A 13243-nucleotide genomic window follows, 5' to 3' on the forward strand; every position below is an offset into this window, starting at 1 on the left:
AGCCCCGCCGGGCACACCTGAGGAGGCCGTCCCCCTAGTCGCGTACGGGCACGCGATCGGCCTCCAGGGCAGTGGACTTGGCGACCACGACGGACTTGGTGGTACGGCGGGTGCGCACCCCCGTGAGCGTGATCAGCAGTCCGGCGAGTGCGATGCCCGTGACCACCACCAGCCCGGGTCGGTAGCTGTCCAACACGGCCTGCGGAGTGGCGTGTTCGGGGGCGCCGGCGGTGACGACCGCCGTCACCACGGCCAGGAAGATCGCGCCGCCCACCTGCACCGAGGTGTTGAGCAGACCGGAGACCATGCCCTGCTCGTGGTCGTCGACACCGTTGGTGGCCTGGATGTTGAGCGAGGGGAAGACCAGCGCGCAGGCCGCGCCGATCAGCAGCATCGACGGCAGGATGACGGCCGCGTACACCGGGTCGAGGTTGATGCGCAGGAACAGCGCGTACCCGACGACCATCAGCGCGAAGCCCGCCGCGATCAGCCGCTGGGTGCCGAACCGGTCGACGATCGAGCCCACCTTGGTCGAGGAGACCGCGACCAGCGCGCCAGCGGGCAGGAAGGCGAGCGCGGTGTGCAGTGCCGACCAGCCGAGCAGCGACTGCATATAGAGGGTCGTGAGGAACTGGAAACCGACGTACGAGCCGAAGAAGGCCAGTGCGCCGAGCTGGGCGCGGACCTGGTTGCCGGAGCGCAGCACGCCGAGCCGGACCAGCGGGCCGGGCGAGCGCCGCTCCACCAGCACGAACACGGTCAGCAGGACGGCGACGGCGAGGAAGGACAGCAGCGTGCGCGCCGATCCCCATCCGACCTCCGGCGCCTGTACGACGGTGAACACCAGCAGCAGCATCGACGCGGTGCCGATGACGGCGCCGGGGATGTCGTAACCGTTGTGGTCCTTCTCGCGTTCGCTGCGCGGCAGCAGCTTCAGGCCCGCCAGCAGGGCGATCAGGGCGACCGGCGCGGGCAGCAGCATGGTCAGGCGCCAACTGGCCTCGGTGAGCAGGCCGGAGAGGACCAGGCCCATCGAGAAGCCGGTGGCCGCGCAGGTGGTGTAGATGGAGAGGGCGCGGTTGCGCAGCGGGCCCTCGGCGAAGGTCGTCGTGATGATGGAGAGGCCCGCCGGCGCGGTGAAGGCCGCGCTCAGGCCCTTGACGAAGCGGCTGGCGATCAGCAGCGGCCCCGAGTCGACGAGACCGCCGAGCAGTGAGGCGACGGCGAAGACACCCAGGGCGACCAGGAAGACCTGGCGCCGGCCGAGCAGGTCGGCGGTGCGACCGCCCAGGAGCAGGAGACCGCCGTAACCCAGGATGTAGCCGCTGACGATCCATTGCAGCGTCGAGGTGGACAGGTCGAGGTCGGAGCCGATGGACGGCAGGGCGACGCCGACCATCGACACGTCGAGCGCGTCGAGGAACATCGCGGCGCAGAGCACCAGCAGGGTGCCCCACAGCCGGGGAGTCCAGCGGACCGCCGAGGGCGTGGCCGCGGGAGTGGTGAGCGGAGAGGTCATGACGACAGAGACTACATGCATGTGCATGAGATGCAAACGCATTTAATTCACGTGCAATAAAGTCCTTTCTCTGCTACGGTGCGCGCATGGCGGCGAAGAAGGCCGAGCAGGCGCTCGTGGACGAGTGGCGGGACATCCTCGCGCTGCATGCGCGCACCCAGTGCGAACTGGACCGCGCACTGCACCAACACGGCCTGTGCGCCAGCGACTTCGAGGTGCTGGACGTGCTGTCCGGCGACTCCTGCGCCTACCGTGTCCAGGAGATCTCCGAGCGGGTCCACCTCAGCCAGAGCGCGCTGTCGCGGCTGATCGCCCGGCTGGAGAAGGACGACCTGGTCGAGCGCGCCATGTGCACGGAGGACCGCCGGGGCGTCCGGGTGGCGCTCACGCCGAAGGGACGCGCGCTGCACGGCGAGGTGCTGCCGGTGCAGCGCGCGGTGCTGGTGCGGATGCTCAGCGAGTGACGTTCAGCTCCAGGTGACGGCCGACTTCTCGCGCCACAGCGTGGCGACGGCCGCGTCGCCGGTCACCTGCGGGAACGGCACCCGGTTCCACAGCGCCAGGTACAACTGGGCGGCGGGGCCCGCCACTTCGCAGTCGGCCTCCTCGCCCGTCCCGCCCCGCTCGGTCGTCGGGGGCTCCTGGGACAGTCGTACGGTCCATACCGCGTCGTTGGTGTCCGTCGCCCGCACCCGCAGTACCCGGGGCCCGTCGCTGCGGACCCTGCTGCGGCTGCGGGCGTGGAAGCCGCGCAGCAGCTCGTCGATGCCGTCCGCCGCGAAGGCGGGGCCGATCGCGGTCGGTGTGCCGCCCCTCGCGGACTCGGCGTCGACGCGGTGCACGGTGGTCTCGTGGGCCTGCCGCCGGGCCCAGAAGGCTAGCGGGGACGGTGCGGGCAGGAAGTGCCAGCACTGTACGTCCGGCGGGGCCGAGGCGAGCGTGTCGACCAGTCGGCGGTGCCCCTCGCGGAACCAGGTCAGCAGCTGCGCGCCGTCGAGCTCGGGCAGCCCGCCGTCCGGATGGTACGAGGTGTGCCCCTCGGCGACGTAGGCGGTCGCCCACCGGTGGACCATCCCGGTGTGCCGCAGCAGGTCCCGCACCTGCCACTCGGGACAGGGCGGCACCTTGGCCTCGGTCCCGGCCTCCTCGGCGGCCGCGGCGAGCAGACCGCCCTCGCGGTCCAGGATCTGCACGAACTCCGCTGTCTCCATGGGGGGAGTGTGCCGGATGGAGTGCGGTCGAGGGGAAGATCGCCGCGGGATTTCGGTGGTTGTCACGGGGAACGGCATGCGGGCGCGGCGGTGGCGGCCGATGATGGGAGGCGTCCGGCTGTCGTGCTCGGCGAGTCGAGGGGACCGATGCCGTATGAGCTCCTTCTCACCCGGATTCCGGGGGAGAGCCCGTGCCCTCGCGGACCGGCTGCCGCCCGGCCAGTACCCCACCGAGCAGTTCCCCGTGCTGTCCGCCGGGCCCACACCGCGCGTCTCCACCGACACCTGGACCTTCACCATCACCACCGAGACCGGCGACACCCACTCCTGGTCCTGGGCCGAGATGATGGCGCTGCCGCAGCAGGAGACGGTGACGGACATCCACTGCGTGACCCGCTGGTCGAAGTTCGACACCCCCTGGCGCGGGGTCTCGCTGGACGCCTTCTTCGAGGACGTCGAGACGGCCGCGGACTTCGTCCTCGCGCACAGTTACGGCGGCTACACCACCAACCTCCCGCTGGAGGACCTCCTCGACGGCAGGGCCTGGCTCGTCCACACCTACGACGGCTACCCGCTCTCCCCGGAGCACGGCGGCCCGGCCCGGCTGCTCGTGCCGCACCTGTACCTGTGGAAGTCGGCGAAATGGGTGCGCGGACTGCGGCTGAGCGACGAGGACGAGCCCGGCTTCTGGGAGTCCGTCGGATACCACGAGTACGGCGATCCGTGGCGCGAGCAGCGCAACTGGGGGGACTGACCGTGGCCCTCGCCTGGCGCGCGGCCCGGCTCGACGAGCGCCGCCCGCAGACCGCCACCGCCCGCTCCCTCTTCTTCACCGTGCCCGGCTGGCCCGGCCATCTGCCCGGACAGCACGTCGACGTGCGGCTGACGGCCGACGACGGCTATCAGGCCGTACGCAGCTACTCGCTGGCCGCGCCCGCCGACGGCGACCGGATCGAGCTGGGCGTGCAGTCCGTGCCCGGCGGCGAGGTCTCGCCCTACCTCGCCGAGGAGCTGCCGCCGGGCGCCGAGGTGGAGGTGCGCGGGCCGCTCGGCAACTGGTTCGTACGGCGCCCCGAGCAGAGCGAGCCGGCCCTGCTGATCGCGGGCGGCTCCGGAGTCGTACCGCTCGCGGCGATGATCCGCGCCCACCGCCGCGCGGACGCACCGAGCCTCCTCCAGCTGCTGTACTCGGTCCGGACACCCGCCGACGTCTGGTACGGCGACGAGCTCACCGACCACGACCCCCGACTCGACGTCCGCCTCCTCTACACCCGGCAGGCCCCGCCCGGCACCGCCCGCGCCCCCGGCCGCCTCACCCTCTCCGACCTGGAGAAGCCGGCCGCACGCCTCGACTCCACCGGCACCGTCTACGTCTGCGGGCCCACCGGCTTCGTGGAGACCGTCGGCGATCTGCTCCTCGACCTCGGGCGCGACCCCGCCACCATCCGCACCGAACGCTTCGGCTGACCGGAGGCCCTCATGGCTGACGACACCGCCCACCTCGACGGGAACTGTCTCGCCGGGCCGCTCTCGGAGATCCTCGCCGTGGAGGCGACCACGGCCTGGTGGCGCTGTCCCGAGTGCGCGCGGTCCGGGCCGCTGGCCGAACTGCACGTCTTCGGACCGGAGCCGGGACTGACCGCGCGCTGCCCCGGGTGCGCGTACGTCGCCCTCCGGCTGGTGCGGGACGGGGAGCACGTCTGGCTCACTCTGGGCAGCGGAACCGGTGCGTTCCGTTTCCGCGCCGTGACCTCCTGAAACGCCTGCCTCCAGGCTCGTGCGACGAAGATCCAACCTTCACGCGCGTTTCACGCCACGAGGACGTAAGTTGTGGGGGACACCAGGCCAACTCGGGGAGTCCGCATGCCGCTTGAAGGCTCGCTCATCAACAGCAACGTGCCGCACTCGGCCCGTATCTGGAACTACTGGCTGGGCGGCAAGGACTGCTACGAGATCGACCGGCTGGTCGGCGACCAGATCGTCGCGGCCAACCCGCACATCATCGACATCGCCCGGGCCCAGCGCGGCTTCCTGGTCCGCGCCGTCGAACACCTCGTGCGCGACATCGGCATCCGCCAGTTCCTGGACGTCGGCACCGGACTGCCCACCGCCAACAACACGCACGAGGTCGCCCAGCGGGCGGCGGCCGAGTCGCGGATCGTCTACGTCGACCACGACCCGATCGTGCTGGCCCACGCCGAGGCGCTGCTCACGAGCACGCCCGAGGGCCGGACGGACTACATCGACGCCGACCTGCGCGACCCCGACGGCATTCTCGAACAGGCCGCCAAGACGCTGGACTTCACCCAGCCCGTGGCGCTGATCCTGCTCGGCATCGTCGCGCACGTCACCGACGACACCGCCTACGGCATCGTGGAGCGCCTCGTCGACGCCCTGCCGTCCGGCAGCTACCTGGTGTTCTGCGACAGCACCGACGCGATCCACCCCGAGCAGCAGCGCGCGATGGTCGAGCAGTGGAACTCCGCGAGCGACAACCCGCGTGTCAACCGCAGCCCCGAGCAACTGGCCCGCTTCTTCGACGGTGTGGAGCTCCTGGAGCCCGGCCTGGTGTCGGTCTCCCGCTGGCGCCCCGAGGACACGGGCGCGCAGCAGCCCGCGGAGGTGGACAGTTTCGGCGGGGTGGCGCTCAAGGCGTAGGGGAGAGGGCCGTCGTCCCCGGCGATGGCGAGGACGGTGGGCGTGACGTGCCCGCGACCGTCGGTGGCGGGGTCGTGTCCGGGAGGTGTGTCTCTCCGCCCGGCGAGACCGCTGTGATCACCATGACGATCGCCACGGCGGCCACGGCGAGCAGGACCAGGGCGGTGAGGAGCCGGGAGGCCTGGCTGCCGGTCGGGGCATCCGCCGCTTCGGGCGCCGTGGCGAGCGGGCTCAGGTATGCCACCACCTCGTCCGCACCCGGACGCCGGGCCGGGTCCTTGGCGAGCAGCCCGCGCAGCAGGGGCGTCAACGGGCAGTCGTCGTCCGGGAGTTCGGGTTCCTCGTAGACCACCGCCAGGAGGGTCGCCGGCGTCGATGCGCGGGTGAACGGGGAGCGGCCGGTCAGGGCCGCGCAGAGCGTCGCACCGAGGGCCCACCAGTCGGACGGCGGCCCGGGAGTGCCGCCGGTGGCCCGCTCCGGGGAGATGTACTCCGGGGAACCGATCAGCCGACCGGCCTGGGTCAGCGACCGGGCGTCCTGTACGGCGGCGATCCCGAAGTCGGTGAGGACGACCCGGCGGCCGGGGCCGAGCAGCACATTGCTCGGCTTGACGTCACGGTGCAGCACCCCGGCCGCGTGCACCCGGCACAGCGCCTCCGCGAGTGCGAGCCCGACGCGCGCCGTCTCCCGCACGCCCAACGGCCCACCAGCGGCCAGGATCCGCTCCAGCGACGGCGCCTCCACCAGCTCGATCACGATCCACAGCCGGTCGTACTCCTCGGCCACGTCGTAGACCCTCACGACGCCGGGGTGGTCGATGCGCGCACTGGCCCGCGCCTCGCGCAGCGCGCGTTCCCGCCGCGTCACCGGGTCCTCGTCCGTGTCGAGTCCGTCGAGCCGCAACTCCTTGACCGCCACCGGGCGTTCCAGCATCTCGTCCCGCGCCCGCCAGACCCGCCCCATGCCACCCTGTCCGACGCTCTCCGCCAGTTCGTACCGGCCGCCGATACGCATGGGTGTCCACCTCCCCTTCTTCCATGACAACACAGCGCGGCGGGTGAGGGGCAGGGCGGATCCGCCGGGTGCGGAAGGGGCCGCGGCGACGTGTTTACGGGGCTGTCGCAAGGGCACGCGGGCACGAAGGTCGGTATGGCCGTCGTATCCCCGCATGCACGTCGGACCGGGCGGAGGACCCGAGATGACCGACAAGATCCCGGACACCGATGTTCTCGTGGTGGGCGCCGGTCCCACCGGGCTGCTGCTCGCGGCCGAACTCGCCCAGGCCGGTGTGACGGCCACGCTCGTGGAGCGCCGGGCCGAGGAATCGAACCTGACCCGCGCCTTCGCGGTCCACGCCCGCACCCTGGAACTGCTCGACTGCCGCGGCCTCGCCGACGAGTTGATCGCCGGTGGCGTCACGATCGACAGCGTCCGTCTGTTCGGCCGCGCCGCCGTCGACCTGGGCAGGCTGCCCACGAGGTTCCCGTACGTCCTGGTCACCCCGCAGTACGAGACCGAGCGCGTGCTCCGGCAACGGGCTCAGGCGCTGGGTGTGGACCTGCGCCCGGGCACCGAACTCGTGTCGCTGCGGCAGGATTCCGACGGTGTGGACGCCGAACTGCGCACACCGGACGGGAGTCTGCGCACCGAGCGCGCCGCGTACCTGGTCGGAACCGACGGTGTGCACAGCACCGTGCGCCGCCAGTTGCGGATGCCGTACGTGGGGCGGTCGTCGGTGATGCGCTCGGTCGTGCTCGCCGACGTGCGGCTCGCCGAACCCCCGTCCGAGGTGCTCACCGTCAACAGCAGCGGCGACGGGTTCGCCTTCGTCGCGCCCTTCGGGGACGGCTGGTACCGGGTCATCACCTGGAACCGGCGGCGCCAACTGCCCGACGACGCACCCGTGGACCTCGACGAGGTGCGCGAGGACACGCGGCGCGTGCTGGGCACCGACTTCGGCATGCACGACGCCCGCTGGCTGTCCCGGTTCCACAACGACGAACGGCAGGTTCCCTGTTACCGGCAGGGCAGGGTCCTGCTGGCCGGAGACGCCGCGCACACGCACTCGCCCGCCGGGGCGCAGGGCATGAACACCGGGCTGCAGGACGCCTTCAACCTCGGCTGGAAGCTCGCCGCAACCGTGCGCGGCGACGCCGACAAGGCGCTCCTGGACAGCTACGACGCCGAACGCCACCCCGTCGGCCGCGAAGTGGTGCGCATGACCGGAATGCTCCTCCGGCTGGTCGTACTGCGCACCCGTCCCCTGCGTGCGCTGCGCGGCCTGGTCGGCGGCAGCGTGCTGCGCGTGCCCGCCGTCGCGGACAAGGCCGTGGGCGCGCTGTCCGGCATCGCGATCCGCTACCCGTCCCCGCTCGGCGCCCATCCGGCGACCGGAGCACGCGCCCCCGACCTGCCGTTGTCCCACGAGGACGGGCCGAGCAGGCTCCACGCGGCGCTGCGCACGGGCCGGTTCGCCCTGCTGGTGTCGGACGAGGGGCAGTCGTACGCCCGTGAGGTGGAGGGGTACGACGTGGACGTGCACCCGGTGGCGGGGCCGCGCGTCACCGGCGTACCCCCGCTCGTCCTGGTACGGCCCGACGGCTACATCGCCTGGGCCACCGACGAGCCGGACCCGGCCCACCGCGGCCCTGAGCTCGCGGCCGCCCTGGAGTACTGGTGCGCCCGCCGCCCGGCCCGGAGTGCAGCCACGTCCGCGTGGTGAGGGGGCCGGCCCCCTGACGCTGCCGCTGTCCGACCAGGTTTCTATACACGGCGCGTATACGTTGTGCGTATAGTTCGCGGGAGCGCACGACACGTGGCACAGGAACGAGCGCGAGCGCGGAGGCCGGTATGGCTACGACCACGACACCCGACGGACTTGCGGTGCCGGACGGTACCCGCCGCACCTGGTCGACCGCCGTGCCGGCGGCCGCGGTCGCCGGGCTGCTGCTCGGCGTGCTGACCAACCTCGGGCAGGGGTGGCTCCCGGGCGGCTGGAACCAGCTCGCCAACTCGGGTGCCGTCTGGTCCGCCGTGGCGTTCGTCGCCGGTGCGCTGCTCGCCCGCGACGGCAGCGCGTCCCGGGCCGCGGTCGGTGGTCTCGCCGCCGAGGCCGGACTGGTCCTCGGCTATTACGGCTACGCCGAGTTCGGCCGCGACGGCATGGGTGACCTGCTCTTCCCGCTCGTCTGGCTCGGCATGGCCTGCGTGGCGGGGCCGCTGTTCGGCGTCGCGGCGCACTGGTGGCGGCGCAGCCCGGACGTACGGCGCCGGATCATCGGCCTCGCCGCCTTCGCCGGGCTCTTCGGCATGGAGGGCGTGACGGCCGCGTGGGACCTCCACTACGCGTCCCAGGCCTGGGCCTGCGTCGCGGTGTTCGTCCTCGTACCCCTGCTCATGGCCCGCACGCATCGCGAGCGCACCCTCACCCTGGCGGCGGCCGTGCCCTGCGCCCTCCTCGCCTACGCGCTCGTCGAACTGCCCCTCCAGGCGATCTCCGGCTGACGCGCGGCGCTGCCCGGCGACGGGCCGGAAAAACTTCCCGACGGACCGACGCTCACGAAACTCTACCTATATAGAGTTAGTGCCATGACCCGTGTCCGACGCCCGTCCGCGCAGACCACCGCGGTGGTGCTGGCGCTGGCGGAGAAGCCCGCGACCTGGCGGTACGGCTATGAGCTGTGCCAGCAGCTGGACATCAAGCCCGGCTCGATGTACCCGATTTTGATCCGGCTGACCGATCGGGGCCTGCTGGAGGCCGGCTGGGAGACCGACGTCCCCGCCGGCCGGCCCCCGCGCCACCTCTACCGGCTCACCGGCGCCGGCCGGGCCCTGGCCGCCGGACTCGCCGCCGCGCCGACGCCTCGGCCGACGGGCGCGAGGGTGGGGTGGCAGGGGGCATGAGGTGGAGCCTGCGGAGGTTCGAGACCGTCACGTGCTGGTCGGTCGTGGCCGTGTGGGCGGCGGTGTGGACCGGCGCCGTCGTGACCGCCGACCCGCTCCCGGCGGCGGACTCGGCCGTCGGCTTCCTGGTGGTTCCGTCACTGCTGTGGGCGGCCGCCGCGCGGATGGTGGTACGGCACTGGTGGTCCGCGACCGGCTCCCGGCTGGCCGAGTTGGACCCGCCCGGGCGGGTACTGGCCCTCGCCGTGGCCGTGTTGCCCGAACGCCGCCGCGAGTGGGGACGGGCCATGACCGCCGAACTCGCCGAGGTGGAGGGGGAGTCGGAGCGCCGGCGCTTCGCCCTCAGCAGCGCCCGTGCGGCCTTGTGGCCGCCTCCCGCGGGTGGCCGGCCGCTGACCGGACTCGTCATCGCGGCGGTCGTGGCGGTAACTGCCGTCACCGGACCGGCGGTTGGCGCGGCGGTACCCGGACTGCGGGTGTTCGCGGCGACCTTCACCGGTCTCGTCGGCGCCATGGTGATCCTGGCCGTCGCCCGCTCGCGCCGACCTCGACTGCCGCTTCCCGTACCGTCGTTCCTGGTGACCGGTGCCGTGGCCGCGGCGATCGCGACGACCGTGATCTTCCTGCGCCGGGAGCCGGACGCCGCCGGACACCTCCCTCCGGGCGCGGCCGTGCTCCTCGCCACCGTCCTCGCCGGCTGCCTGGGAGTGGCCGTGGCCGCACCCCGCCGGCCGGGCACCGCACGGCTCGCGTCCCGTCTCGGCGTCGCCGCGGCCGTCGTGTTCACCGCGTGGTTCCTGCTGGCGATCCGCAGCGACGGCACGCGGCCCCCGCTTCCGCTCGTGCTCCTGCTCGCCCTGGTGCTTCCGCTCGCGCCCGTCGCCGCCTTCGTCGTCCCGGCGTTCACGGCGGCGCGAGCGGGCCGGTCGTTCCGGTCGGGGCTGCGGGCCGCCGTCTGGACCGTGGCCGCCACCGTCCCGATGACGTACGCCCTGTGGCTGCCCGAGGCGCTGCGCCGGCACGCGATCGACGGCAGGCTGCTCGTCGGCGACCGGGCTCCGGTCGGCCGGAACCTCACCGATGCGCTGATCTTCTGCCTCGGCGTCTTTCCCGTCGTGGGTCTCACGCTCGCGGTGCTCGGTGCCGGCCTCGGGGCGCGGGCGGCGCGCGGCCGTGGCTAACGCTCGCCGGCGAGCCGTCGTTCGAGGTAGATGCCGGTGAAGACGGCCACCTTGGCGCGCAGGGCCCAGGGGTCGAACGGCTTGCTGATGTAGTCGACCGCGCCGGCTGCGTAGCCCCGGGCCGAGTGTTCCGGGTCGGCGCCTATGGCGGTGAGGAAGATGATCGGGACGTCGCGGTTGCGCGGCCGGCGCTTGATGTGGGCGGCGGTCTCGTAGCCGTCCATGTGGGGCATCTGCACGTCCATGATGATCACGGCGAAGTCGTCGTGGTCGAGAAGCGCCTTCAGCGCCTCCTGACCGGAGGACACGGCGACGAGTTCCTGGTCCAGCGTGGCGAGTACGGCGGTCATCGCGAGGAGGTTGTCGGCCTGGTCGTCGACGATCAGCACCTTGGGCATGGCCTGGGAGGAGGTCGCCGGGAGGGTGACCGTGGCCTGCTGGACCTGTTCCACGGCCTCCAGTTGACGTTCGAGGAGGTTGCAGCGCTCCTCCGCCCCCGCGTGCTGCTTCTTCGCGGCCTCGAGTTCGCTGGAGAGCCGTGCGACCTCGCCCTCCAGTCTCTCCCGCTCGCGCAGCAGCTCCGTGACGTCCGGGTTGGCGGCCGCCAGTCGGTCGGCCCGTTCGCGTTCGGCGGTCCAGGCCGCCTCCAGGTGGCTCAGCCGCACTTCGAGGTTGGCGATACGGTGCTTGCGGTCCAGCAGCGCGTCGCCCAGCGCGTCGCCGCGGGCGGTGGAGCGGCGGGACGCCCGGTCCGCCTCGGCGAGCTGCTCCTCCAGTTCCTCGACCGCGTGTCTGGGGGAGGAACTGCTCTCGACGACGGCTCCGTGCAGCCGCCGTACGAGCTCGATGGCCTCCGGAGTGGCGGCCACTCCGCGCTGTTCGGCCACGTCGGTGAAGAGGTCCATCACCACGTCCCAGGGCGGGACCCGGGTGCCGTTCAGGTAGCGGGAGAAGGTGCCGGCGTCCCGGATGCGCCGGGCCGCGTACCGGCGTACCGACACCTCGAGGCCCTCGAAGAGCTCGCGGAGTGCCGTCGCCAGCGCCCGGGACTCCGGTGTCAGGTCCTGGGCCAGCGGCCGAAGCTCACCCATGCCGGTCCTCGGCCTTCGCACACAGGGGCCGCCGGCCTCCTCGCCGGTCGGAGCCGCGCCCCTGCATCAGCACCAGGTGCAGGACCTGGACGGCCCCTCCCACGGCGGCGAAGCCGTACAGCACGCTGCGGGCCGCCCCGTCACCCGCGAGCGTGGACAGCAACCCGGCCCCTGCTCCCGCCACGAGCGAGAGCGCGACGACCAACACCATCCGCTTGGGCAGTCGTAAACGATCCATTGTTCCTCTTTCGGTGCCCGGCCGGTGACCGGCCGGAACTGCGCGCCCCGGGTGGGGTGCCGAAAAGTGAAGACCAGGATGAAGGGGGACGAAGGCGTTGCGCCACACGGTTGACGAAGCGGCAACGATCAACACTGTTGCCGCGGGCGGCACTTGTTCGCGCAACAGGGATGGCCCGAGGTCAACGGCTGTCGATCGGTGCGGTGTTGCGGCAACACGGGTGGCTGCTAACGGGGTTCAGTGCTCGGCCGCGTGTCGAGTGGCCAGGCCGATGACGGCTGCCGTGGCGGCGAGGACCGCGACGCTGGTGAGGGCGGCCGGGAGGGAGAACCAGTCGGCCATGAAGCCGATCGCGGGCGGGCCGAGGAGCATGCCGCCGTAACCGAGGGTCGAGGCGATCGCGACTCCGTCGGGGCCGGCCAGGGTGCCGGCGCGTTCCACGGCGACGGGGAAGAGGTTGGCGAGACCGAGGCCGGTGACGACGAAGCCGAGCAGGGCCGCCCACAGGGACGGGGCGAGCGCGCCGAGCAGCATGCCGACGGCGGCGGTCGTACCGCCGATGGTCAGCGTGCGGGTCCGGCCCAGGCGTTCGAGGAGCCTCGTGCCGGTGAGACGGCCGATCGTCATGGCGAGCGCGAAGCAGGAGTAGCCGACGGCCGCGGCGCCCGGCGAGGCGTGCAGGTCCTGTTCGAGGTGCAGGGCGCTCCAGTCGGCCAGGGCTCCCTCGCCGTAGGCCGTGCACAGGGCGATCAGGCCGAAGGTGACGACGAGCCCACGGGTGTGCGAGTCGAGGCGGCGAGGTGCGGATTCCTCGCGCGACAGGCTCTCCGGTGGCGCGGGGGGCTCGATCCGCAGCAGGGTCCGGCCCGCGACCGCCGTGACGACCAGGCCGATGACGGTGAGGCCGAGCAGATGCCGGGTGGGCGACAGATGGCCGGCGACGAGTCCGCCGAGCCCGGCGCCGGCCATGCCGCCGAGGCTGAAGGCGGCGTGGAAGCTGGGCATGACGGGGCGTTGCAGGGCCCTCACCAGGTCGACGGCCGCGCTGTTGAAGGCGACGTTGATGCTGCCGTAGGCACTGCCGAACAGCAGCAGCACGGCGCCGAGGGCCAGGGCGGAGTGGGTGAGCGGGGGCAGGGCGACGCTGAGGGAGAGGAGGATGCCGCAGACGACGGTGACCCGGTGGTTCCCGTAGCGCCGGCAGAGTCGTCCGGTGAGCATCATCGTGATCACCGCGCCGGCGGAGACGCCGAGCAGCGCGAGCCCGAGGGTGCTGGCGGAGGCGCCGGTCTGCTCCTTGATGGCGGGGATGCGGACGACCCATCCGGCGAAGATGAAGCCGTCCAGAGCGAAGAAGACGGTGATCGCGACTCGGAGCCGGGTGAGGGCGCTGCCCGGCACGACACTGTGCGTTCGGGTTTTGTTTATTAGCGGCACAAAT

The 13243-nt window shown here is 72.4% G+C and carries 15 protein-coding genes; 9 read left to right on the forward strand and 6 right to left on the reverse strand.

Annotated features, from left to right (window positions below; translation table 11 throughout):
- Window positions 1–34: 34 nt before the first annotated feature.
- The gene (locus tag ABZ848_RS03640; protein ID WP_360824641.1) at window positions 35–1519 is read right to left on the reverse strand and encodes an MFS transporter; all 1485 of its coding nucleotides are present in this window, start codon (window positions 1517–1519) and stop codon (window positions 35–37) included.
- An 86-nt stretch (window positions 1520–1605) separates the two neighbouring features.
- Here ABZ848_RS03640 and ABZ848_RS03645 point away from each other — a divergent pair, with 86 nt between their 5' ends.
- Window positions 1606–1983 carry a MarR family transcriptional regulator gene (locus ABZ848_RS03645; protein ID WP_360824644.1) on the forward strand — a complete coding sequence of 126 codons (378 nt, stop codon included), beginning with the start codon at window positions 1606–1608 and terminating at the stop codon, window positions 1981–1983.
- A 3-nt stretch (window positions 1984–1986) separates the two neighbouring features.
- Here the strand turns inward: ABZ848_RS03645 and ABZ848_RS03650 are convergent, their stop codons facing one another.
- Window positions 1987–2730, reverse strand: coding sequence for a maleylpyruvate isomerase family mycothiol-dependent enzyme (locus ABZ848_RS03650; protein ID WP_360824647.1), 744 nt, complete (start codon window positions 2728–2730; stop codon window positions 1987–1989).
- Between the two features lie 154 nt (window positions 2731–2884).
- On the opposite strand from ABZ848_RS03650, the gene ABZ848_RS03655 reads away from it, so the two are divergent.
- The 4 genes from ABZ848_RS03655 (at window position 2885) to ABZ848_RS03670 (ending at window position 5388) form a co-directional block, all read left to right on the forward strand.
- Window positions 2885–3484, forward strand: coding sequence for a molybdopterin-dependent oxidoreductase (locus tag ABZ848_RS03655; RefSeq protein WP_360824650.1), 600 nt, complete (start codon window positions 2885–2887; stop codon window positions 3482–3484).
- Window positions 3454–4197 carry a ferredoxin reductase gene (locus ABZ848_RS03660; RefSeq protein ID WP_360824653.1) on the forward strand — a complete coding sequence of 248 codons (744 nt, stop codon included), beginning with the start codon at window positions 3454–3456 and terminating at the stop codon, window positions 4195–4197. Before ABZ848_RS03655 ends, ABZ848_RS03660 begins: the two co-directional genes overlap by 31 nt.
- Before the next feature lie 12 nt (window positions 4198–4209).
- Window positions 4210–4488, forward strand: coding sequence for a DUF6510 family protein (locus ABZ848_RS03665; RefSeq protein ID WP_360824656.1), 279 nt, complete (start codon window positions 4210–4212; stop codon window positions 4486–4488).
- A gap of 105 nt (window positions 4489–4593) precedes the next feature.
- Entirely contained in the window at window positions 4594–5388 is a 795-nt protein-coding gene (locus ABZ848_RS03670; protein ID WP_360824659.1) for an SAM-dependent methyltransferase, read from the forward strand.
- Here ABZ848_RS03670 and ABZ848_RS03675 read toward each other — a convergent pair.
- Window positions 5378–6403, reverse strand: coding sequence for a serine/threonine-protein kinase (locus ABZ848_RS03675; protein ID WP_360824662.1), 1026 nt, complete (start codon window positions 6401–6403; stop codon window positions 5378–5380). The two genes, ABZ848_RS03670 and ABZ848_RS03675, sit on opposite strands and share 11 nt — an antisense overlap.
- Window positions 6404–6587: 184 nt before the next feature.
- Here ABZ848_RS03675 and ABZ848_RS03680 point away from each other — a divergent pair, with 184 nt between their 5' ends.
- The 4 genes from ABZ848_RS03680 to ABZ848_RS03695 all read left to right on the forward strand — a co-directional run bounded on the left by ABZ848_RS03680 (window position 6588) and on the right by ABZ848_RS03695 (window position 10473).
- Window positions 6588–8111 (forward strand): FAD-dependent monooxygenase, encoded by a 1524-nt coding sequence (locus ABZ848_RS03680; protein ID WP_360824665.1) that lies wholly within the window; start codon window positions 6588–6590, stop codon window positions 8109–8111.
- A 128-nt stretch (window positions 8112–8239) separates the two neighbouring features.
- Window positions 8240–8893 carry a DUF6518 family protein gene (locus ABZ848_RS03685; protein WP_360824668.1) on the forward strand — a complete coding sequence of 218 codons (654 nt, stop codon included), beginning with the start codon at window positions 8240–8242 and terminating at the stop codon, window positions 8891–8893.
- 84 nt (window positions 8894–8977) lie between these two features.
- On the forward strand, window positions 8978–9292 hold the full coding sequence (locus ABZ848_RS03690) for a helix-turn-helix transcriptional regulator (RefSeq protein WP_360824671.1): 315 nt from the start codon (window positions 8978–8980) through the stop codon (window positions 9290–9292).
- Window positions 9289–10473: a hypothetical protein gene (locus ABZ848_RS03695; protein WP_360824674.1), complete on the forward strand. Its 1185-nt coding sequence runs from the start codon at window positions 9289–9291 to the stop codon at window positions 10471–10473. The genes ABZ848_RS03690 and ABZ848_RS03695 overlap by 4 nt, the downstream gene beginning before the upstream one ends.
- Here the strand turns inward: ABZ848_RS03695 and ABZ848_RS03700 are convergent.
- The 3 genes from ABZ848_RS03700 to ABZ848_RS03710 all read right to left on the reverse strand — a co-directional run bounded on the left by ABZ848_RS03700 (window position 10470) and on the right by ABZ848_RS03710 (window position 13203).
- Window positions 10470–11564 carry a response regulator gene (locus ABZ848_RS03700; protein WP_360824677.1) on the reverse strand — a complete coding sequence of 365 codons (1095 nt, stop codon included), beginning with the start codon at window positions 11562–11564 and terminating at the stop codon, window positions 10470–10472. The genes ABZ848_RS03695 and ABZ848_RS03700 overlap by 4 nt on opposite strands.
- A complete protein-coding gene (locus ABZ848_RS03705; protein WP_360824680.1) occupies window positions 11557–11802 on the reverse strand; it encodes a hypothetical protein in 246 nt (81 codons plus the stop codon). The genes ABZ848_RS03700 and ABZ848_RS03705 overlap by 8 nt, the downstream gene beginning before the upstream one ends.
- 237 nt (window positions 11803–12039) lie before the next feature.
- Window positions 12040–13203, reverse strand: a complete 1164-nt coding sequence (locus ABZ848_RS03710) for an MFS transporter (protein ID WP_360824683.1) — start codon at window positions 13201–13203, stop codon at window positions 12040–12042.
- Window positions 13204–13243: the final 40 nt, after the last annotated feature.

The organism is Streptomyces sp. NPDC047081, from assembly GCF_040643775.1.
In the GTDB taxonomy this organism is placed as follows: domain Bacteria; phylum Actinomycetota; class Actinomycetes; order Streptomycetales; family Streptomycetaceae; genus Streptomyces.

What these genes read in the sequence shown, in the direction of transcription:
- ABZ848_RS03640 (WP_360824641.1), bottom strand. Translation starts at nt 1,519, where the DNA reads ATGACCTCTCCGCTCACCACTCCCGCGGCCACGCCCTCGGCGGTCCGC.
- ABZ848_RS03645 (WP_360824644.1), top strand. Translation starts at nt 1,606, where the DNA reads ATGGCGGCGAAGAAGGCCGAGCAGGCGCTCGTGGACGAGTGGCGGGAC.
- ABZ848_RS03650 (WP_360824647.1), bottom strand. Translation starts at nt 2,730, where the DNA reads ATGGAGACAGCGGAGTTCGTGCAGATCCTGGACCGCGAGGGCGGTCTG.
- ABZ848_RS03655 (WP_360824650.1), top strand. Translation starts at nt 2,885, where the DNA reads ATGAGCTCCTTCTCACCCGGATTCCGGGGGAGAGCCCGTGCCCTCGCG.
- ABZ848_RS03665 (WP_360824656.1), top strand. Translation starts at nt 4,210, where the DNA reads ATGGCTGACGACACCGCCCACCTCGACGGGAACTGTCTCGCCGGGCCG.
- ABZ848_RS03670 (WP_360824659.1), top strand. Translation starts at nt 4,594, where the DNA reads ATGCCGCTTGAAGGCTCGCTCATCAACAGCAACGTGCCGCACTCGGCC.
- ABZ848_RS03675 (WP_360824662.1), bottom strand. Translation starts at nt 6,403, where the DNA reads ATGCGTATCGGCGGCCGGTACGAACTGGCGGAGAGCGTCGGACAGGGT.
- ABZ848_RS03680 (WP_360824665.1), top strand. Translation starts at nt 6,588, where the DNA reads ATGACCGACAAGATCCCGGACACCGATGTTCTCGTGGTGGGCGCCGGT.
- ABZ848_RS03685 (WP_360824668.1), top strand. Translation starts at nt 8,240, where the DNA reads ATGGCTACGACCACGACACCCGACGGACTTGCGGTGCCGGACGGTACC.
- ABZ848_RS03690 (WP_360824671.1), top strand. Translation starts at nt 8,978, where the DNA reads ATGACCCGTGTCCGACGCCCGTCCGCGCAGACCACCGCGGTGGTGCTG.
- ABZ848_RS03695 (WP_360824674.1), top strand. Translation starts at nt 9,289, where the DNA reads ATGAGGTGGAGCCTGCGGAGGTTCGAGACCGTCACGTGCTGGTCGGTC.
- ABZ848_RS03700 (WP_360824677.1), bottom strand. Translation starts at nt 11,564, where the DNA reads ATGGGTGAGCTTCGGCCGCTGGCCCAGGACCTGACACCGGAGTCCCGG.
- ABZ848_RS03705 (WP_360824680.1), bottom strand. Translation starts at nt 11,802, where the DNA reads ATGGATCGTTTACGACTGCCCAAGCGGATGGTGTTGGTCGTCGCGCTC.